General features: G+C 64.3%; 15 protein-coding genes. 5 read left to right on the top strand and 10 right to left on the bottom strand.

Annotated elements, in window-relative coordinates; all coding sequences use genetic code 11:
• Nucleotides 1-5: 5 nt before the first annotated feature.
• The 4 genes from PFZ56_RS02065 to PFZ56_RS02050 all read left to right on the top strand — a co-directional run bounded on the left by PFZ56_RS02065 (nucleotide 6) and on the right by PFZ56_RS02050 (nucleotide 2,708).
• On the top strand, nucleotides 6-764 hold the full coding sequence (locus PFZ56_RS02065; protein WP_102882375.1) for an ABC transporter substrate-binding protein: 759 nt from the start codon (nucleotides 6-8) through the stop codon (nucleotides 762-764).
• Between the two features lie 113 nt (nucleotides 765-877).
• Nucleotides 878-1,495, top strand: coding sequence for a GTP cyclohydrolase II (gene ribA, locus PFZ56_RS02060; RefSeq protein ID WP_102865295.1), 618 nt, complete (start codon nucleotides 878-880; stop codon nucleotides 1,493-1,495).
• Nucleotides 1,492-1,911, top strand: coding sequence for an MFS transporter (locus tag PFZ56_RS02055; RefSeq protein ID WP_102865296.1), 420 nt, complete (start codon nucleotides 1,492-1,494; stop codon nucleotides 1,909-1,911). The genes ribA and PFZ56_RS02055 overlap by 4 nt, the downstream gene beginning before the upstream one ends.
• A complete protein-coding gene (locus PFZ56_RS02050) occupies nucleotides 1,911-2,708 on the top strand; it encodes a cobalamin-binding protein (protein ID WP_110596267.1) in 798 nt (265 codons plus the stop codon). Before PFZ56_RS02055 ends, PFZ56_RS02050 begins: the two co-directional genes overlap by 1 nt.
• Nucleotides 2,709-2,724: 16 nt before the next feature.
• On the opposite strand, the gene PFZ56_RS02045 is transcribed toward PFZ56_RS02050, so the two are convergent.
• The 10 genes from PFZ56_RS02045 to PFZ56_RS02000 all read right to left on the bottom strand — a co-directional run bounded on the left by PFZ56_RS02045 (nucleotide 2,725) and on the right by PFZ56_RS02000 (nucleotide 16,533).
• Nucleotides 2,725-4,617 carry a TonB-dependent siderophore receptor gene (locus PFZ56_RS02045; RefSeq protein WP_170002158.1) on the bottom strand — a complete coding sequence of 631 codons (1,893 nt, stop codon included), beginning with the start codon at nucleotides 4,615-4,617 and terminating at the stop codon, nucleotides 2,725-2,727.
• Between the two features lie 119 nt (nucleotides 4,618-4,736).
• Nucleotides 4,737-6,638: a 1-deoxy-D-xylulose-5-phosphate synthase gene (gene dxs, locus PFZ56_RS02040; protein ID WP_170002156.1), complete on the bottom strand. Its 1,902-nt coding sequence runs from the start codon at nucleotides 6,636-6,638 to the stop codon at nucleotides 4,737-4,739.
• 112 nt (nucleotides 6,639-6,750) lie between these two features.
• Nucleotides 6,751-7,638, bottom strand: coding sequence for a polyprenyl synthetase family protein (locus PFZ56_RS02035; RefSeq protein WP_102882371.1), 888 nt, complete (start codon nucleotides 7,636-7,638; stop codon nucleotides 6,751-6,753).
• The gene (locus PFZ56_RS02030) at nucleotides 7,635-7,877 is read right to left on the bottom strand and encodes an exodeoxyribonuclease VII small subunit (RefSeq protein WP_011063724.1); all 243 of its coding nucleotides are present in this window, start codon (nucleotides 7,875-7,877) and stop codon (nucleotides 7,635-7,637) included. Before PFZ56_RS02030 ends, PFZ56_RS02035 begins: the two co-directional genes overlap by 4 nt.
• A 111-nt stretch (nucleotides 7,878-7,988) precedes the next feature.
• On the bottom strand, nucleotides 7,989-9,152 hold the full coding sequence (locus PFZ56_RS02025) for a Fic family protein (protein WP_394304584.1): 1,164 nt from the start codon (nucleotides 9,150-9,152) through the stop codon (nucleotides 7,989-7,991).
• Between the two features lie 105 nt (nucleotides 9,153-9,257).
• Nucleotides 9,258-10,571, bottom strand: a complete 1,314-nt coding sequence (locus PFZ56_RS02020) for an MFS transporter (RefSeq protein ID WP_170002152.1) — start codon at nucleotides 10,569-10,571, stop codon at nucleotides 9,258-9,260.
• A gap of 20 nt (nucleotides 10,572-10,591) precedes the next feature.
• Complete coding sequence (locus tag PFZ56_RS02015; protein ID WP_102882368.1) at nucleotides 10,592-11,530, bottom strand: LysR substrate-binding domain-containing protein; 939 nt, start codon at nucleotides 11,528-11,530, stop codon at nucleotides 10,592-10,594.
• A gap of 77 nt (nucleotides 11,531-11,607) precedes the next feature.
• On the bottom strand, nucleotides 11,608-13,614 hold the full coding sequence (locus PFZ56_RS02010; protein WP_170002150.1) for a CocE/NonD family hydrolase: 2,007 nt from the start codon (nucleotides 13,612-13,614) through the stop codon (nucleotides 11,608-11,610).
• A 49-nt stretch (nucleotides 13,615-13,663) separates the two neighbouring features.
• Nucleotides 13,664-14,965 (bottom strand): OprD family outer membrane porin, encoded by a 1,302-nt coding sequence (locus PFZ56_RS02005; RefSeq protein WP_170002148.1) that lies wholly within the window; start codon nucleotides 14,963-14,965, stop codon nucleotides 13,664-13,666.
• On the bottom strand, nucleotides 14,962-16,533 hold the full coding sequence (locus tag PFZ56_RS02000; protein ID WP_170002146.1) for a BCCT family transporter: 1,572 nt from the start codon (nucleotides 16,531-16,533) through the stop codon (nucleotides 14,962-14,964). Before PFZ56_RS02000 ends, PFZ56_RS02005 begins: the two co-directional genes overlap by 4 nt.
• A 594-nt stretch (nucleotides 16,534-17,127) precedes the next feature.
• Here PFZ56_RS02000 and PFZ56_RS01995 point away from each other — a divergent pair.
• A complete protein-coding gene (locus tag PFZ56_RS01995) occupies nucleotides 17,128-17,919 on the top strand; it encodes a YfaP family protein (protein WP_102882364.1) in 792 nt (263 codons plus the stop codon).
• Nucleotides 17,920-17,940 lie beyond the last annotated feature (21 nt).

Below are 17,940 nucleotides of genomic sequence, written 5' to 3'. Positions count from 1 at the left end.
TAGGCATGGATGTCTGCCGCGTGCTGCTGGTGTTGCTGGTTGCCTGGAGCTGTTGCAGCGTCCGGGCCGGCGAGCTGCAGGCGCCATCCGGGCAGATTCGCATCGCCAGTGAGGTCTGGAGCGAATACACCGAGGCCGACGGCGATGGGTTGGCCTGGGACATCCTGCGCGAAGTCTTCGAGCCCGTGGGAATCACCATCGAGCGTTACAGCGTGCCTTATACCCGTTCGGTCGGGTTGGTGCAGCGCGGCGAGGTGGATGCACAGGTTGGGGCTTATCGCGACGAATCGCCGGGCGTGCTCTACCCGCACTGGAACTACGACACGGACCACATCTACGCCCTGGGCCTGGCGAGCAGTCCGGAACTGAGCCTGGCGACGCTCGGCAGTTACCGGCTGGTCTGGGTGCGTGGCTACAAGTACCAGGACTACCTGCCCAATGTTCGCCGCTACAACGAGATCCGGCGGCGTGTCGGTATCCTGCCGATGCTGCTCTACAGTCGCGCCGACTACTATATCGATGCCCAGACCGAGATCGATTATGTGCTGAGCCAGGCTCAGGACCCGAGCCAGTTCAAGCGCACCCATTTGGCCGAGCTGCCGCTGTACCTGGGGTTTGCCAGTAATCCCCGGGGCCGGGAAATGCGCGAGCTGTATGACCAGCGCATGGCGCAGTTGGTGAGTACAGGGCGATTACGGCCAATCTTCGAGCGTTGGAAGCAGCCTTATCCCTTTGATGGGAGTCCGCGTCCGGCGGTCCGTTGATCAAACTTATCGATCTTTATCTCCGATAATTCAGCCTAAGCGTGCAGTGGAGGCTGCTGTTACAATGCCGCCTCTGCGAATCTCCAGTCCTCATACAGATCAGGAGCACAACAGTGCCCGTCGTTTTTGTTGCCGCCTCCAAGCTGCCTACACCTTTTGCGCAATTCACCATGCATGGTTTTCTCGATGAAGCCACCGGTCGCGAGCACGTCGTGCTCAGCCTGGGGGACATCGCCGATGGCGCGCCGGTTCTCGGTCGCCTGCACTCCGAATGCCTGACCGGCGACGCCCTGTTCAGCCAGCGTTGCGATTGCGGCTCGCAGCTGGAAGCCGCCCTGCGGGCCATCGCCCGGGAAGGGCGTGGCGTATTGCTGTACCTGCGTCAGGAAGGTCGCGGTATTGGCCTGCTGAACAAGATCCGTGCCTATGAGCTGCAAGATGGTGGCGCCGATACCGTGGAAGCCAACGAGCGCCTGGGGTTCGCCGCGGATCAGCGTGACTACGGCATGTGCCTGCCGATGCTCGAGCATCTGGGGGTCAAGTCCCTACGCCTGATGACCAACAACCCGCGCAAGGTCAAGGCACTGACCGAGATGGGCATCCAGGTTGCCGAGCGGGTGCCGCTGCACACCGGGCACAACCCCCACAACAAGCTGTACCTGGCGACCAAGGCCAGCAAGCTCGACCACATGATGGGCAACGAGCACCAGGGCGAGGTCGACCGCGCGTGACTCGGGGTCAAGTCAAACGGCGTCTGACCGTAAGCTGGTGGCAATACCTGGCTCTGGCCTTGCTGCCGCTGTTTGTGATCAACCTGGTGTTTGGTCAGGGCGAGGCGTTGATGCCCGTGCTGGCGATGCCATTCTTTATCGCCGGTACGGCTTCGATGTTCGTCAGCCTGCGTTTTTTCAACGGCTACAAGCATGCCTTGATCGCCGCCGGCAAAGCCCTCGATACCCCTGAGGAGCCTGCCGCCTGGATCACCCTGGCGGCCCGTCGTCGCGCCGCCTTCCTGGCGGCATCCTTGCCCGCCTGGATCGGTGCCCTGGCAGTGTTTGTCGGCCTGGAAGCGGTGCCGCTGATGCTCCTGGCGCTGTCCACCGCGGTGCTGTTCTACCTCTACCGTATTCCTCGTCAGCTGGGCTGATGTGGCGCTGGCTGGCGGTCCTGTGCCTGCTGGCCAGCGTTCCGACGCTGGCTGCGCCGCGAGTGGTCAGCCTGGCGCCGTCGCTCACGGAAATCGTCGTGGAGCTGGGCGCTGCCGAGTTGCTGGTGGGAGTGCTGGACGCCGGTGAGCGGCCAGCGTCGCTCAAACACCTGCCTTCGGTGGGGCGTTACGGCCAGCTGGATATCGAGCGCCTACTGAGCCTCAAACCTGACCTGCTGTTGCTTTGGCCGGGCAGTGTTGGCCCGGCCCAGCGCGACCAACTGGCGCGCCTGGGCATTCCCACCTATGTTGCCGAACCCCATGATTTCCTGCAGTTGCTGGCGCAGATCGCCGAGATCGGCGAGCGCCTGGGCCGCCCGGCCGCCGGGCGAAAACTGGCAGACGAGTTGAATGGTCAGTTGGCCAGCTTGCGTGCACGCTATCATCGCGAGCCCGCCGTGCCGGTGTTCTATCAGGTCTGGGATCAGCCGTTATACACCGTGGGCGGTGGGCAGATCATCAGTGAAGCCTTGAGCGTCTGCGGGGCGCGCAATGTATTTGCCGACCAGCACCTGCCGGCGCCCCAGGTCAGTATCGAATCGGTATTGCAGCGTAATCCGCAGGCGATCCTGGCCACCGCCCAGGGGCAGCTGGATGCCTGGAAGGCCTGGCCGCAGATCGCGGCGGTGCGGCAGGGGCGGTTGTTGCTGGTGAGGGACAAGGGCCTGGAACGGCCCAGTGGGCAGATGATCGCGGCCACTGCCAAGCTCTGCGCCTTGATTGCGCCCGAGCGCTGAGCCCCTTCGACGGATCTTACAGCTCGGGCGTCCAGGTCACGCCGAGCATCCAGGTGCGGCCTTCTTCGCGGTAGCCGTAATCGTTACCGTTGTATTCATAAAGCTCGCGGGTATAGGACTTGTCGAAAACATTGTCGAGTTTCAGGTCCAGCTTTAGCTCCCGATTGAGTGCCCAACTGCTGCGCAGGCCAAACAGGCCGTAGCCGCCCACAGGTACCTGCTTTTTCACGTTCAGGTCTTCATAACTCTTGCTTACCAGTTGCCAGCTGGCACCGAACGCCAATGGGTCGAATTGTCGGTCCAGGTCCAGGCTCAAGGTGCGCCGGGCACGGCGCGGCAGTTGATGGCCATCCTTGCGGTTGCGTGGATCGATGATTGCGGTGCCGATGCTGGTCTGCCAGCCGAGCAGCTCCTGTTTCAGGGCCGCCTCGAAACCATTGATCCTTGCTGCGCCAACGTTTTCCGGGCGCTGCGCAACACGGTCATAAATAATCGCCTCTTTGATATCGGTCCGGTAGATCGAAGCTTCCAGACGGCTGCTTTGCGTCAGCTGGCTACGCCATTGCAGTTCATAGCTCTTGGAGTGCTCCGGCTTGAGATCTTGATTGCTGAAACCGGGGTAATACAGATCGCTGAAATTGGGCGCCCGGAAGCCTTCGCTATAGGACAGCAGCAGGTCATTGTCCGGGTTCAGCGGCAGGGTGAAGGTGCCGCTCCAAGTGTTCTGGCTGCCATATTGCTGGTTCTGATCGCGGCGCAAACCCAGTTCGGTGGAGAAGCTTTCACCGTGAAAACGATGCTGGATGAAGGCTGCCCGGTTCCAGCGGCTGTCTTCGGCAAATGATGCTGGGCTGGTATTGAGCCGGTCTTCGTACCAGTCTGCGCCGAGGATCAGGCTGTTGTCCTCGTCCAGGCGCATATCGTTCTGCCAGTTCAGCGAGTCCCGGTAGGTATTGAACACGCTACGTTCGTCGCTGAGCTTGTCGCGTTTGAGGTCGCGGTTTTCGCTATGTCCGAGCTCCAGCCGCGATTTCCAGTAGTCATTGAGGTTCGCGTCGAGATAGCCGCTGACGCTGCTGACACTGAAGTCGGTGTAAGGGTCCTGGGCGAAGACGTTGTAGCTTGAATCGTAGCGTCCGAAAGGGTTGTCGTAGCGAGCGCGGCCACGGTTATCCAGCAGGTTGAAGCCCACCTCTAAATCATCGTTCAGTGCGTGGCTGAGGGTGAAGCTCAACGACTGGTTGCGGTAGCCATCATGGTCGGTATCGCTGGGGAACGACTCATGGGTCCAGTCGATCCCCGCCGTTTCATCCAGGCTGGCGCCAAGGCTGAAGCGCGTCTGCTGATCGCTACCGGATAGTCCCAGGCTGCGTTCCCAAGTCTGGTTGCTGCCCACCCCCAGATGCATGCGTGCTTGCAGGCCTTGCTGGGCGCCACGCCGGGTGAAAATCTGGATCACCCCGCCAATGGCGTCGCTGCCGTAGATCACCGAGCGCGAGCCGCGCAGCACTTCCACTCGCTCGATCTGCTCGATGCTGATGAATTGCAGGTTGCTGTCGCCGGAGGATGAACTGCTGATGCGCTGGCCATCCACCAGCACCAGGCTCTGGGCCGAGTTGGTGCCGCGAATGAAGATGCCTGGCAGGCTGCCGCGGCCGCCGCTGCGGGCGACCTGCACACCAGGCACCCGTTGCAGCAGATCGGTCAGGCTGCTGGGTTGCAGGCGGTCGATGTCTTCCCGGGTGAACACGGTGTTGGCCGCGCTGCTGTCGTTGCGAGCTTCCACCTGACGGTTGGCGCTGATCAGCATCTCGGGCAGTTTCAGCGCCTGATCGCGCTCGGAGGTGTCGGCCAGCAGATCGGCGCAGGGCAGGAGACATAGCGGCAGGGCCAGGCGAGAGAGTTTCATGGCTATTCCGTTAGCGCGGCTCGGCCTTCGCCGCAGTGTGTGAAGCCGGATAAGGAAGGGAGCAAAAGCGACGCCCGCATGGCGGGCGTGCAGCAGCGGCTACAGGTAGCCGCTGTGGATCAAGCCAGGCCCAGCAGTTCCAGACGCTGGCGTACCGAAGCTTCGATGCCGGCTTCGTCGAGGCCGCATTCGGCAAGCATCTGCGCCGGTTTGGCGTGCTCGACGTAGGCATCCGGCAGCCCTAGGTGCAGGATCGGCTTGAGGATGTTCTCGCGGGCCAGGAATTCGCTGACCGCGCCTCCGGCGCCGCCCATGATGGCGTTTTCCTCGATGGTCACCAGCAGTTCGTGGCTACCGGCGATCTCGCGGACCAGGGCTTCATCCAGGGGTTTGACGAAACGCATGTCGACCACGGTGGCGTCGAGCTTTTCGGCCACTTGCAGGGCTTGGGCCAGTTGCACGCCGAATACCAGCAGGGCCACTTGCTTGCCTAGGCGGCGGATCACGCCCTTGCCGATCTCGATCGGTTCCAGGTCCTTGTCGATCGGCGCGTTGGGGCCAGTACCGCGCGGGTAGCGCACGGCGGCGGGGCCGTTGTACAGGTGCCCGGTGCTGAGCATCTTGCGCAACTCGTTCTCGTCGCTCGGGGTCATCACCAGCATGCCGGGGATGCAGCGCAGGTAGGACAGGTCGAAGCTGCCGGCGTGGGTCGGGCCGTCTTCGCCCACCAGGCCGGCACGGTCGATGGCGAACAGCACATCGAGGTTCTGTACCGCCACGTCGTGGATCAGTTGGTCATAGCCGCGCTGCAGGAAGGTGGAGTAGATCGCCACCACCGGTTTGGCGCCTTCGCAGGCCATGCCGGCTGCCAGGGTCACTGCGTGCTGCTCGGCAATCGCCACGTCGAAGTAGCGCAGCGGGAAACGCTCGCTAAAGGCCACCAGGTCCGAGCCTTCCTTCATCGCCGGGGTGATGCCCACCAGGCGCGGATCGGCGGCGGCCATGTCGCACAGCCACTCGCCAAAGACGCCGGAATACTTCGGACCGCCGGCCTTTTTCGGTGCGGCCGCCGGAGCATCCAGGGGTTCCAGTTTGGTGATGGCGTGGTAGCCGATCGGGTCGACTTCCGCCGGGGCGAAGCCCTTGCCCTTCTTGGTCACCACATGCAGGAACTGCGGGCCCTTGAGGTCACGCATGTTGCGCAGGGTGGCGATCAGGGTCGGCAGGTCGTGGCCATCGATGGGGCCGATGTAGTTCCAGCCCAGTTCTTCGAACAGGGTGCCGGGGACCAGCATGCCCTTGGCGTATTCTTCGGTGCGGCGAGCGATTTCCCAGGCACCGGGCAGGCGCGACAGCACTTTCTTGCTGCCTTCGCGCATGCTGGCGTAGGTGCGGCTGGAGAGGATCTTGGCCAGGTAGTTGGACAGCCCGCCGACATTGCGCGAGATCGACATGTCGTTGTCGTTGAGGATCACCAGCATGTTGGCGTCCACTTCCGGCGCGTGGTTCAGCGCCTCGAAGGCCATACCCGCGGTCAGGGCGCCGTCGCCGATCACCGCGATGGCCTTGCGCTCGCTGTGCTGCAGGCGGGCGGCGATGGCCATGCCCAGGGCGGCGCTGATGGAGGTGCTGGAGTGGCCGACGCCAAAGGTGTCGTACTCGCTCTCGGAGCGCCGCGGGAAGGCCGCGAGGCCATCTTTCTGGCGCAGGCTGGCCATCTGTTCGCGACGACCGGTGAGGATCTTGTGCGGATACGCCTGGTGACCCACGTCCCACACCAGCCGGTCGTCCGGGGTGTCGAACACGTAATGCAACGCAATGGTCAGCTCGATGACCCCGAGGCCGGCACCGAAATGCCCGCCGGTCTGGCCGACCGTGTAGAGCAATTCCAGGCGCAACTCATCGGCCAGGGTTTCCAGCTCGGCTTCACCTAACCGACGCAGGCCGTCCGGCGTCTGGGCACGGTCGAGCAGCGGCGTGGTAGGGCGTTTGCGGGGAATCTCATGAAACGTCGTGGGCATCAGGCGAATCGTTATAGGTATAGAAAGAGGCGGCAGTTTACCTTATGCATCGCAAGCTGCCCACGCGGAGCGCCGAACTTGGCCGATATGCGGTCCTGCTATCGGGAGTTGATCAGCTGCGGCGCTCGACGATATACCGCGCCAGTTCGCGCAAGGGCTCGGCCGCTGCGTCAAACGGACGCAGCGCATGCAGCGCCTGGTCCCGCAATTCCAGGGCGTATTCCTTGGCTGCGGCCAGGCCCAGCAGCGCCGGGTAGGTCGGTTTGTCCCGAGCGATGTCGGCACCCTGGCGCTTGCCCAGGGTTGCGGTATCGCTTTCGACGTCGAGGATGTCGTCCTGCACCTGGAATGCCAGGCCGACTGCCTGAGCGTAGGTCTGCAGGGCCTTGAGCTCGTCTTTCTCGGCCCGGCCGCTGGCCAGGGCCCCGAGAATCACGCTGGCTTCAATCAGCGCGCCGGTCTTGTGCCGGTGCATGTACTCCAGGGCTTTCTGATCGAGCTTGAGCCCCACCGAGCCCAGGTCGATGGCCTGGCCGCCCACCATGCCCGCCGGGCCTGCGGCCTGGGCCAGGGTGGTGACCATGCGCAGGCGGATCTCGGCGCTGGCGTCGCTCAGGCCCGGGTCCAGCAGGGCGCTGAAGGCCAGGCTCTGCAGGCCGTCGCCGGCGAGGATGGCGCAGGCTTCGTCGAACGCCTTGTGGGTGGTGGGCTGGCCGCGACGCAAGTCGTCATCGTCCATGGCCGGCAGGTCGTCGTGGACCAGGGAGTAAGCATGAATCAGTTCTACCGCGCAGGCCGCGCCGTTGGCTTGCTCGGGCCTGCCGCCCAGCGCCTCGCAGGCGGCGTAGGCCAGCAGCGGGCGCACGCGCTTGCCGCCATTCATCACGCTGTAGCGCATGGCTTCATAAAGGCGGGCAAGTTCGGGGCTTGGAGCGGTGAACAGGGTGTGCATTGCAGCGTCGACGCGGGCCTGGCTGGTGGCCTGATAAGCGGCAATCATTCTGGCTGTTCCGCGTCGAAAGGTTGTTCGGCCAGTTCGCCATCGCGCTCCAGCAGGATCTGCACCTTCTGCTCGGCCTGGGCCAGGGCGGCCTGGCAATCACGGGTCAGGCCGATGCCTTGTTCAAAGGCGGTCAACGAGTCTTCCAGCGACAGCTCGCCGTTCTCCAGACGCTCGACCAGGGTTTGCAGGTCGGCGAGGGATTGTTCGAAATCTAAGGCAGCTTTTTTGCGGGCCATGGCGGCTATCCCGGTTGACGTTAAACCGGCGCGACACTAGCAGACACCGGGGTTTCGGGCAAATGAGAAGCGCTTGCTGGCCCGGGTTTCAGTGGCCTTGGCTTGCGCTTTTCACGGGGTTTTTCCTGGGGCTCCAAGACGCTCCGGCAGGTTCGCTGCATAGCGGGTGCTGCGGCCACCACCGGGCAAGCGGATGATGCAGCCTTTGGCCAGCAGGTCGGCCAGGTGGCGGGTTGCGGTGGCCTTGGAGACCTTGGCCAGCGCCTGGTATTGGCTGGCGCTGATGCCATGGGCAAAGCTGTCCTGATCCCCGTCGAACAGGCGATTGAGCACTTTGATCTGTTGCGCAGACAGCGCCTGCTGGCGGTGCTGCTGCCAGAAGCGAGTCTTGTCCAGTACCCGGTCGATGCGTGACATCGCCTGCTGCAGGCTGCTGAGCAGGGTTTGCAGGAACCACTCCAGCCAGGCACTGATATCCGTCCCGCCGCGCTGGCTGTTTTCCAGTATCCGGTAGTAGCCCGCGCGGTCCTTGAGGATGCTGGAGGACATGGCATAGAAGCGAATAGCCTGGTGTTCGGCCTGGGCCAGAGCCAGGTCAGTGATGGCCCGGGCCAAACGGCCGTTGCCGTCATCGAAGGGGTGCAGGGTGACGAACCAGAAATGCGCGACCCCGGCCCGCAGCAGCGGGTCGAGCCCGGGCAGATGACGGCTGGACTCGAACCATTCCAGGAAGCTCTGCAACTGTTGCTCAAGGCCGGCTCTGGGCGGCGCCTCGAAGTGTACGGTGGGACGATCGAGGCGACCTGACACCACTTGCATCGGTGCCTCCCCGCGCAGTTCGCCGACCCGGATCGGCAGGCTCATCAGGTGCTGCTCTTGCGTGGGAAACAGCCACTGATGCCAACGCATCAGTCGTGCAGGGCTCAGGGGTTGGGCAAAGTGCTGGGTGGCATTCAGGGTCAGCTCCGCCAGGCCTTCGCTGCGTGGGCTGGTGCGGCTTTCCAGAGGGAGCTCCAGGCCCAGTCGCCGCGCCAGGGATGAGCGCACCGAGCCGACATTCAGATGTTCACCTTCGATGGCAGATGAAGTGAGGATGTTCTGCAGCAACGCGTCCAGTTCACTTTGGACGCTCAGTTCCTGGTCCACCACGCCCGACATGCCCAACAAACGGCCTTGAGCCTGAGCGCATTCGCGCAACAGCGGCGCAAGACGCTCGGCCTGCCAGTCGAAGCTGTGCCAGGTAGGGTGTTGCCAGATCCAGCGTGGGTGGTCCATGGACGGGCTCTCTGGGGATGAGCCGAATACATGCTCTATTCAGCTCTTACGGTGAGCCGAATAGAGCATGTATTCGGCTCAGCGTCCAATTAAACCCTGCCTGAATCAGGCGGATGCAGCGTCGGTCTTGAGCGTGCTGTGCCCTGGTTCACCGGGCGGCGACGCCTGGATCAGCCACTCCCCGGGCACAGCCTCGATGCGTGGATCAAGGGTCGAGGCCTGCACGCTTGGCGGATGCTCGGGCATGGCCACGTGCTGCAACGGCGCGTCGTCGACCCGGAACTCCCCGCTGACCTTGCTCGGTTGTACCCGCCAGGCCAGCAGCAGGGCGAACAGCGAAAACACCATGTATAAGGCGTTGTGGCCATAGAGGTTCATCAGCGCGCCGCTGAGCAGCGGCCCCAGACAGGCGCCGACGCCGTGGGTGGCCAGGAGCATGGCGCTCAGGGCCACGCGTTGGGGTTGCTCAATGTGGTCGTTGGCCAGGGCGACCGCCAGTGGGTAGAGGCTGAACAGCAGCAGGCCGCTGAGGCAGGCGAACAGCAGCAAGAAGGTAAACGACAGGCCGACCAGCCCCCACAAAGGCACAGTCACCAGGCACAGCAGCAGCGCGCAGGCGCGGATCAGTCGTGCGCGGTCGAGGCGATCCGAAAGCCAGCCGAGCGGCCACTGGCCGCACAGCCCGGCCAGGATCGCCACGGCGACGAAAGTGCCGGCCTGGGCTGTGTCCAGGCCGCTCAAGGTGATGAACACCGGTGCCAGGGCATAGAACGAACCGACCAGCAGTCCGGTGATGAACACCGTGCTCAGGGCTTGCGGCACCCGGCGCCAGAAAAAGCCGATCTGCAGGGGGGCTGCCACCAGCTTGGCCGGGTGCAGGCGTCGGGTCAGGGCGACGGGTATCAGGCAGGCGGCGAAACACAGGGCGACGATCAGCAGAGGCTTGAAGTCCAGCTCGGGACGCCAGATCAGCACGCTCTGACCCAGCATCAGGCCCAGGGAGACCGCCACCATGTAGCCGGCGAACACTGCGCCGCGCTGCTGGTTGCCCGCCTGCTCGTTGAGCCAGCTTTCGATCACCATGTACTGGTTCATCATCACCAGGCCGGTGATGAAGCGCAGCACCAGCCACAACCACAGATCTTCGAACAGCAGGTGCAGGAGCACGATCATGGTCGCGGCACCCGCGCAGGCGACGTAGGAGCGGATATGGCCCACGGCGGCAATCATCCGATGGCCGAACTTGGCGCCGCAGACCATGCCGGCGTAATAGGCGGCGGTCAGGCCACCGATCCACAGTTCGCCGACCCCGTCGCTGGTCAGGCGCAGGCCGATAAAGCTGAAGAACAGCCCGTTGCCGGCAAGCATCAGGAGGGTGGCGCAGTAGAGCGCGGGGAATGTCAGCAGGTTCAGGTTCATGAGTCGTCAGGTCGGGGCGGTCAAGGACCGGTGTCGTGGGCAAGGTGGGTGTGTTCCAGCAGCCATTGGCGAAAGCGGCGTACGGCGGATGGCGGATTGCGGTGGTGCGGTTGCATCAGGTTCAGGCGCCCGCGGCTGGGCATGCGCTGCGGCAGTGCGCGTTGCAGGCGTCCGGCGGCGAGTTCGTCCTGCAGCAGGCTTTCCCAGCCCAGGGCTACCCCCTGGCCCATCACTGCCGACTGCATCAGCAACTGGTAGCTGTTGGTGCGCAGGGCATGTTGCGGGGAGTGATAGGTCGCGCCCACGGCACTGAACCAGTCGGACCAGGTCAGCCAGTCGTGATAGTGGTCTTCGACAATCAGCAGCCGGTGTTCCTGCAGCAGGTGTTGCGGATCACGAATCGGCCCCTTGCGGCTCAGGTAGTCCGGGCTGCAGACGCAGATCACCTGCTCCCCGGCAAAGACCGGGGTCAGCTCCAGGCCCAGGGGCGCCGGCAACTCGTCCAGGTGATAGAACAGTCCCAGGTCGTACTCGCTGACATCCAGGTGCTGGGGGCTTTCACTGCAGAGGATGCGGATGTCCAGCTCCGGATACAGGCTCTGGAACGCTGGCAGCAGGCGCGCCAGCCAGATCGAGCTGATGGTCGGGGTGCTGGCCAGGGTCAGCTGGCGCTCGGCGCCGCGCCGGCGCAGTTCCGCCGACTCGCGGTCCAGCTCGCGCAGCAGGCGCTGGATGGTGCGAAAGTAGCGCTCGCCCGCCGGGGTCAGGCTGATGCCCAGGTTGTGGCGGTGGAACAGCGGCCGGGCGAGGTTTGCCTCCAGACGCTTGATCTGGCGGCTCACCGCGCTCTGGGTCAGGTTCAGCTCCTGGGCGGCCCGGGTAAAGCTCAAATGACGGGCCACGGCCTCGAAAGGCTGCAGGCAGTTGAGAGGGGGCAGATCGACGTTTCGATGCGACATGCGGGTACCAGTCTACAGGGGCGGGCGCTGTGTCCTGCGTCCCGCCGAGTCTCGGAGATTGGGCATCCTGCCACGCTTTACAGCGTGGATCGGGCGATCCGTTTGTGCCACTGGCGTTGATGAATCTGCCGGCCATCGAGTCGCGCAACCTGGGTGGCGCGCAGGTAGAACCATTGCGCGTCGGCGTGCAGGCCCAGGGTGCTGTCCACTTCCACCGACCAGGTGCCGCGACCGGCCCGGTAATGCCATTGGATATCGGCCCGGGTCGACAGCGGGTCCCAGGGCAGGGTGCGGTACTGCTCGGTGCAGCGCTGGTCGACCCACAGGCCGTGATCGAGCAAGCGCATGGCGCCCAGGTCGTCGTCGATACGCACGCAGACTTCGCCGCTGGCCACGTCTTCGCTGAGGCTGCGCTTGGGGGCGGCGGCGCGGATGATTTCCAGGTTGGCCGGCGGGGCGCTTTGCGGGGCTTCGAACGGACACGCCACGGGTTCGCCGATGAACACCGGCAACTGCACGCTCTGCACCTCGGGCAGCAGGGTCAGGGTGGTCAGCTCCCGGGCCGGCCACAGCAACGGGAAGCTGGCGGTGCTCAACGCCAGGCGCAGGCGATAACCGGCCGGCAGGCGATAACCGACATGGTCGAGGTTGAAGCGAACCTGCAGGGGCGCGCCGGGCTCGGGTGGGCTGGCCACGGCGAAGTCGTCGCGCAGCGACAGGTTCAGGGTGCCGTAGGTGATCTGCGCCACCTGACCGTCCGGGGCCACGGCATTGAGCCGGGCGACGATCTGCCCGCAAGGCCGGTCCGAGGTCAGGCGCAGGTCCAGGCGCACATCACCCAGCAAGGCCAGGGGCTCGCTCAAGGGCTGGCTGTCGAAGCACAGTGAATGGGCATCGTCCCGGCGCTGGTCGGTGGGGCCGTCCGGTCCGAACCAGATGGCGCAGTACTCGCCCTGATGCAGGCCGGTGGTCAGGGGCGAGCAGATGCTGCGACTTGCGCTCAGCGCTTGCGCTCCCGCGCTGAGCCCGCTGTCGCTAAGGCTGAAGGTCTGCCACTGGATCTGTGGATCGGGCCAGCCGGCGGTCTGCACCCACACGCCCGGGCGTTCGGCGTAGCTGGCCTTGGGCGGCACGGCGTCCTGCAGGTAGAAGGTGCAGGCGGGCTCGTCCATCACCCCGTTGTCGATGCCCTTGAGCCAGTGGTCCCACCAGCGCTTGGCCTCCTGGAGAAAACCAATGGCCGGGTTGGGCACGGCAAAGTGCGGGTACTTGTGAATCCAGGGGCCGAGCAGGGCTTTCTTCGGGCCATTCAGGTGCTGCATCAGGCGCGGCACGCTGTTCTTGTAGGCATCGCCCCAACCGCCGATGCAGTACACCGCGGCCTTGATCGCCGCGTAGTCCTCGCACACCGAGCCCTGGCGCCAGTAGTCGTCACGGGTCTGATGCTGCAGCCAGGTTTCGGCCAGCATCGGCATGGCGTCCAGGCGTTGCTGCCATTGCGCCTGCCAGTCCGGCACCAGCAGCGGGTCCGGTACGGCGGCGCTGAAGTTGAGCATGGTGGCGGCCCAGCCCTGGTTTTCCATCAACAGGTTGCCACCCTTGTAATGAATGTCGTCGGCGTAGCGGTCGTCGGTGGAGCACAGGGTAATGATGGCTTTCAGCGCTGCGGGTTGATGGGCCGCCACTTGCAGGCCGTTGAAGCCGCCCCAGGAGATGCCCATCATCCCCAGGTTGCCGTCGCACCAGGGTTGGGCGCAGAGCCAGTCGAGCACTTCCAGGGCGTCCTGTTGTTCCTGAGGCAGGTACTCGTCGGCCATCAAGCCCTGGGACTCGCCGTTACCGCGCATGTCCACGCGCACGCAGGCGTAACCCTGGCCCGCCATCCAGGGATGGGTCAGGGCATCGCGCACTGCGGTGCCATCGCGCTTGCGATAGGGCAGGTATTCGAGAATTGCCGGGTAACGCCGGGTGCCGGCATCGGCCGGCAGCCAGATACGCGCGGCCAGTTGGGTGCCGTCACGCAGAGGGATCAGGCAGTGCTCGATCTCGCGGATCGGATGGGGAAAGTCGCGGATGACGTCCATGGGCTACTCCAGTCGAAAAAGGGGCCGGCACCGGGCCGAGCGCGGTGGATCACAGCAGGCTGAAGGGGTACTCGGTGACCAGGCGGATGTGGTCGACATCGCCGTTCGAGGTTCCGTTAATGCGGTAGGTGCCCTGGCGCAGGCTCAGGGACAGGTCCTTGGCGACGCCGCTCTGCACCCGGTAGCTCAGGTCGATGTCCCGCTCCCATTGGCGCTCCTTGTCGGCGTAGTAGCGGTAGGGGCTGTCTTTGGGGATCCGCCGGCCGTCGACATGGCTGCCACGGATGTAGCGGGTGCCGAAGGACAGGCCGGGCAGGCCCAGGTGCTCCAGGTCGAGTCGGTAGCCCAGGCTCCAGGAGCGTTCGCCGGGGCCGTTGAAGTCGGCGATCAGCGAGGCGTTGGCCAGGTAGATCGAGCCGTGGAAGCCGCCGCCGCTCAGGGCCAGATAGTCGAAGGGCTGCTGGCCATGGATGCGTTGGTGGGCCAGGGTCACGGTGTGCGGGCCCTGGTTCAGGGCCAGCGCCGCCGACCAGGCCGTTACGGCGATGTCCCCGGCCAGGGCCTTGCCGTCGTCCAGGGAGCGGTAGAGTCGCAGGTCCAGGTTCAGGCTGCGCCGCTCCTCGGCGTCCAGGGGCTGGTCGAGGTTGAGGTTGACGTAGTGCTGGCGCCACAGGTCCTGGTAGCGCGAGCTGTAGAGCCCCAGCTCGACCTGCGGATGCAACTGGTAGGTGCCGCCCAGATAGCTGGCGTCGCCGCCCTCGACCCTGGCGTAGCCGGCGTGGAAGCCGCCCCGATGACCGGTCTGGTTGAAGTCCCGGGAGGCGGTGAAGTGCCCGCCCTCCAGCAACAGGCCTTCCACCTCGCGGCTGCTGAAGGCCAGGCCGGTGGCGGTGGCCGGCATTAGCCGGTTGTCGGCCAGGGCCAGCACCGGGGTCTGTGGCCGCAGGTCGCCGTACTTGAGCTCGGTATTGGACAGGCGCATTTTCAGCGCCGCCCCGGCAGTGGCCGATTCCCGGCGGCTGCTGCCGTCGCTGTCGCTGACCAGCATCATGGTGCGCGCCCGGCCACCGCCGCTGTCGAGTCGGGTGGCGAAATAGGCATGGGCATCCAGGCCCCAGCCCAGGGTGCCCTGGGTGTAGCCGGAGGCGTAGTCCAGCTGCAGGCCCTGGCCCCACTCGCGGGCATCCAGGTCCAACTGACGATGGTCGTTGTTGCGGTAGTTGTTGCGCACCAGGCCGTTGATTCGGCTGTCTTCGACAAAGCCCCGGGATTGCGCCTGACTGGCGTGGGCCAGCGCGGGGCAGAGCAGCGTCAGGCCCAGGCCGCCAAGGATCAGGAGACGGACGTTCATGGGGTAGGCCCTCGTGGCGAGTGGCTTTCCCCGAGCTCGTCCGCTGGCAGCGGCGGTGTCAGCAAGGACGGGTTTTTCATCCAGATGATCAGTGCGCTGCTGGAGAGCAGGACAATCAGCATGCCCGGCAGGCCGCCCAGGTTGGAGAGCATCTTGACCCCGTCGATGCCGACGTAGGCCACCATCACCCAGGACACGCAGCCGATGATCGCGCCCCAGATCACCTTGAGCAGCGGGTTGCCGTCCAGATCGGAGTCGGCGGTGACCCCGCGACTGCACAGATTGCCGATGACATCGGTGCTGGAGTCGGCAGCAGTAACGAAGGAGATGAAGGCAATGAACAGCAGGAAGGCAATGATCAGGCCGCTCGCCGGCAGCTGCTGGAACACCTGGTACAGCACATGCTCAACCCCTTGCTCGTTGAGCACGCGGTTGAGTACTCCATCACCCTGGGCGTCGAAGTACAGGCTGCTGCCGGAGAAGATGCAGATCCACAGGGCGGTGAACAGCGCCGGGTAGAGCATGGAGATGTGGATGAATTCGCGCACGGTATAGCCACGGCCGATCTTGCCCAGGAACATGGCGCTCACCGGGGCCCAGGCGAACCACACCGACCAGTAGAACACCGTCCAGCTCTGGGGCCAGTTATCGCCACTGGCCGCGCCGGTGAACAGGCTGCGGCCGAAGAAAGTCTGCAGGTAGGTGCCGAAGGACTCGATGCCGAGGCTGAAGATGTACAGGGTCGGCCCGCAGACCAGGACGAACAGCCCCAGGGCCAGCATGATCCAGGTGTTGAAGGTGGAGAACTTGACGATGCCCTTCTGCAAGCCGCTGGCGGCGGAGAACACGAAGGTGGCGACGATCACCGCGATGATCAGTCCCAGGCGCAGCGGCGTGGTGTCACCGCCGATGTACTGGCTCAGGCCACCGGACAGGGTCAGGGCGCCGGTGCCCAGGGAAGAGGCCATGCCCGCCACCAGGGCGAACATCGCCAGGGTGTCGATCAGTCCGGCATGGCGCTTGACCCATGCTGCGCCAAGCAGGGGTTGCAGCATGGCGCCGATGGAGAAGTGGCCGCGCAGGTTGTAGAAAACCAGGGCGAACACCAGTGAGGGCACCAGATAGATGGCGTAGGGCGTCAGGGTCCAGTGCAGGAACATGCTGGACATGGCGAAGTGCTTGGCTTCGCTGCTGCCGGCTTCGATGTTCAGGCTCGAGGGCGGGCCATACAGGTGATAGAGCGGCTCGGCGGTGGTCCAGAACAGCACGCCGACCGCCAGGGTGGTGCACAGGGCCACCATGAACCAGCGCGGCTTGCTCAGCAGGGGCTTGGCGTCTTCGCCACCGATGCGCACCCGCCCCAGGGGCGAAAAGTAGACGATGGCGGTCAGTACCAGGAGGAAGAAGCTGCCGGCACTGAACAGCCAGGAAAAGTTGTCGAGGATGATCCGGTTGAGCTGCCTGCTCACCGCCAGGAAACCCTGCAGATCAAGGTAACTGGCGATCACCGCCGCCAGCAGAATCAGAAAGGTGGGCCAGAAGACCCAGGCTCTTAACGGATACTTCATCAGTGAGGCACTCCCGTTGCTTATCTTTTTTATGGCCAGGCGAGGCCGCAATCACAGGGCGCCGCGGTGCAACGCTGCGGCGTTCTTAGATAAGCGTTGAGTGGTGCGCTGTAGCAATCGACTAATGGGTATGGGGTCATTCCCTGAGGGAATGCGCGATGGCCCCTGGCTGCCATGGGCGATGGCCGGGCCGATTGGTGCAACAGGCATTCCAGAGCGCTTGCCGCAGGGTCGATCGGCAGCCGTCGATGCTTGGCGGTCGGACGCTTGCGAGTGCTGGAGAGAGGGGGCCTCTGGGGCAGATTCGTACTTGAACTAAGGGTTTTTGTTGTCGGCTGATGAGGTGCGCAATTAATGGCGTATGGCCACCTTTCTCGGCGCGGATAATGTCGCCGTAGTGGCACCTGCGGGGCGGACTTCAGCAGGGTGTCGATTGCCTTGCAAAATCCCTTTTCGCCAATTGTGCAACAGGCGCCAAGTCGCTAATCTGCGGCCTTTCCAGCGCCCTTTGTCGCCGGGCACTCTTTCTGAATATTTGCAGCCGCGCCGAGGATCTGGCGCCAGGGTTTTCCCATGCATGGCAGGACGCATTACATGCGCGTTTTATCCTCCCTCCTGCTGACCTTGCTGGTGGCCGGGGCGGTGTTCGCCGAACCTTCCGCCGAACTTCAGGAACCCCTGGCCGGCTGGCGCTATTCCGGACTGCTGGACCGCACCGAGCAGGACCGGGTGGCCTATCCGACGCCCCCCATCGACCGCGGCATTCAACGCAACCGCACCCTGATCGAGGGCCAGCTCAAGGCGATCGGTCACTTGCGCCAGCCCCATAGCCTGTCGGTCAACGGCAATCCGCTGAACCTCTACACCGACGAACAGGGCCGCTTCGCTCGCCCTTATGCGTTTGGCGCCGGCTCCAACAGCGTCGAAGTGCGCAGCTCCGAGGGCAAGTCCCTCAAGCGCGTGCAATTCTACGAAGCCAATCAGAACAAGACGCCCCCACGCATTCGCGTGGTGCTGGGCTGGGATGATCCCAAGGCCGAGCTGGACATGCACATCATCACCCCCGACGGTCAACACGCGTTCTTCGGTCATCCCGGTTTGACCAACGGCGGCGGCCTGGACCCGGACGGCGTCGACGGGCCGGGCCCTGAAATGTTCACCATGACCGCGCCGCTGCGGGGCACCTATCTGATCTACGTCAACTACTGGGGCAACTTCGGCGGTGGCGGGTACAACTTCGACGAAGGCAGCAATCAGAACGAGGTGATCACCTCGCAGATCAACCTGATCCTTAACGAAAACACCGTCGATGAGAAACGCGAGACCTTTATCGTGCCCATGCGGGCCATCGGCGACCTGTTGCTGGTCAAGTCTTTCAACTATTGAACATCCCGCACCACGGATGAA

Origin of the sequence: Pseudomonas danubii, assembly GCF_042980055.1 — a bacterium.
GTDB lineage: Bacteria > Pseudomonadota > Gammaproteobacteria > Pseudomonadales > Pseudomonadaceae > Aquipseudomonas > Aquipseudomonas danubii.
The sequence above is the reverse complement of the archived record's forward strand: the minus strand, read 5'-3'. Positions and strand labels throughout refer to the sequence as shown.

Excerpts from the sequence above, each read along its gene's own strand:
- PFZ56_RS02065 (WP_102882375.1), top strand. The coding sequence starts at position 6 with ATGGATGTCTGCCGCGTGCTGCTGGTGTTGCTGGTTGCCTGGAGCTGT.
- PFZ56_RS02050 (WP_110596267.1), top strand. The coding sequence starts at position 1,911 with ATGTGGCGCTGGCTGGCGGTCCTGTGCCTGCTGGCCAGCGTTCCGACG.
- PFZ56_RS02045 (WP_170002158.1), bottom strand. The coding sequence starts at position 4,617 with ATGAAACTCTCTCGCCTGGCCCTGCCGCTATGTCTCCTGCCCTGCGCC.
- dxs (WP_170002156.1), bottom strand. The coding sequence starts at position 6,638 with ATGCCCACGACGTTTCATGAGATTCCCCGCAAACGCCCTACCACGCCG.
- PFZ56_RS02035 (WP_102882371.1), bottom strand. The coding sequence starts at position 7,638 with ATGATTGCCGCTTATCAGGCCACCAGCCAGGCCCGCGTCGACGCTGCA.
- PFZ56_RS02030 (WP_011063724.1), bottom strand. The coding sequence starts at position 7,877 with ATGGCCCGCAAAAAAGCTGCCTTAGATTTCGAACAATCCCTCGCCGAC.
- PFZ56_RS02025 (WP_394304584.1), bottom strand. The coding sequence starts at position 9,152 with ATGGACCACCCACGCTGGATCTGGCAACACCCTACCTGGCACAGCTTC.
- PFZ56_RS02020 (WP_170002152.1), bottom strand. The coding sequence starts at position 10,571 with ATGAACCTGAACCTGCTGACATTCCCCGCGCTCTACTGCGCCACCCTC.
- PFZ56_RS02015 (WP_102882368.1), bottom strand. The coding sequence starts at position 11,530 with ATGTCGCATCGAAACGTCGATCTGCCCCCTCTCAACTGCCTGCAGCCT.
- PFZ56_RS02010 (WP_170002150.1), bottom strand. The coding sequence starts at position 13,614 with ATGGACGTCATCCGCGACTTTCCCCATCCGATCCGCGAGATCGAGCAC.
- PFZ56_RS02005 (WP_170002148.1), bottom strand. The coding sequence starts at position 14,965 with ATGAACGTCCGTCTCCTGATCCTTGGCGGCCTGGGCCTGACGCTGCTC.
- PFZ56_RS02000 (WP_170002146.1), bottom strand. The coding sequence starts at position 16,533 with ATGAAGTATCCGTTAAGAGCCTGGGTCTTCTGGCCCACCTTTCTGATT.
- PFZ56_RS01995 (WP_102882364.1), top strand. The coding sequence starts at position 17,128 with ATGCGCGTTTTATCCTCCCTCCTGCTGACCTTGCTGGTGGCCGGGGCG.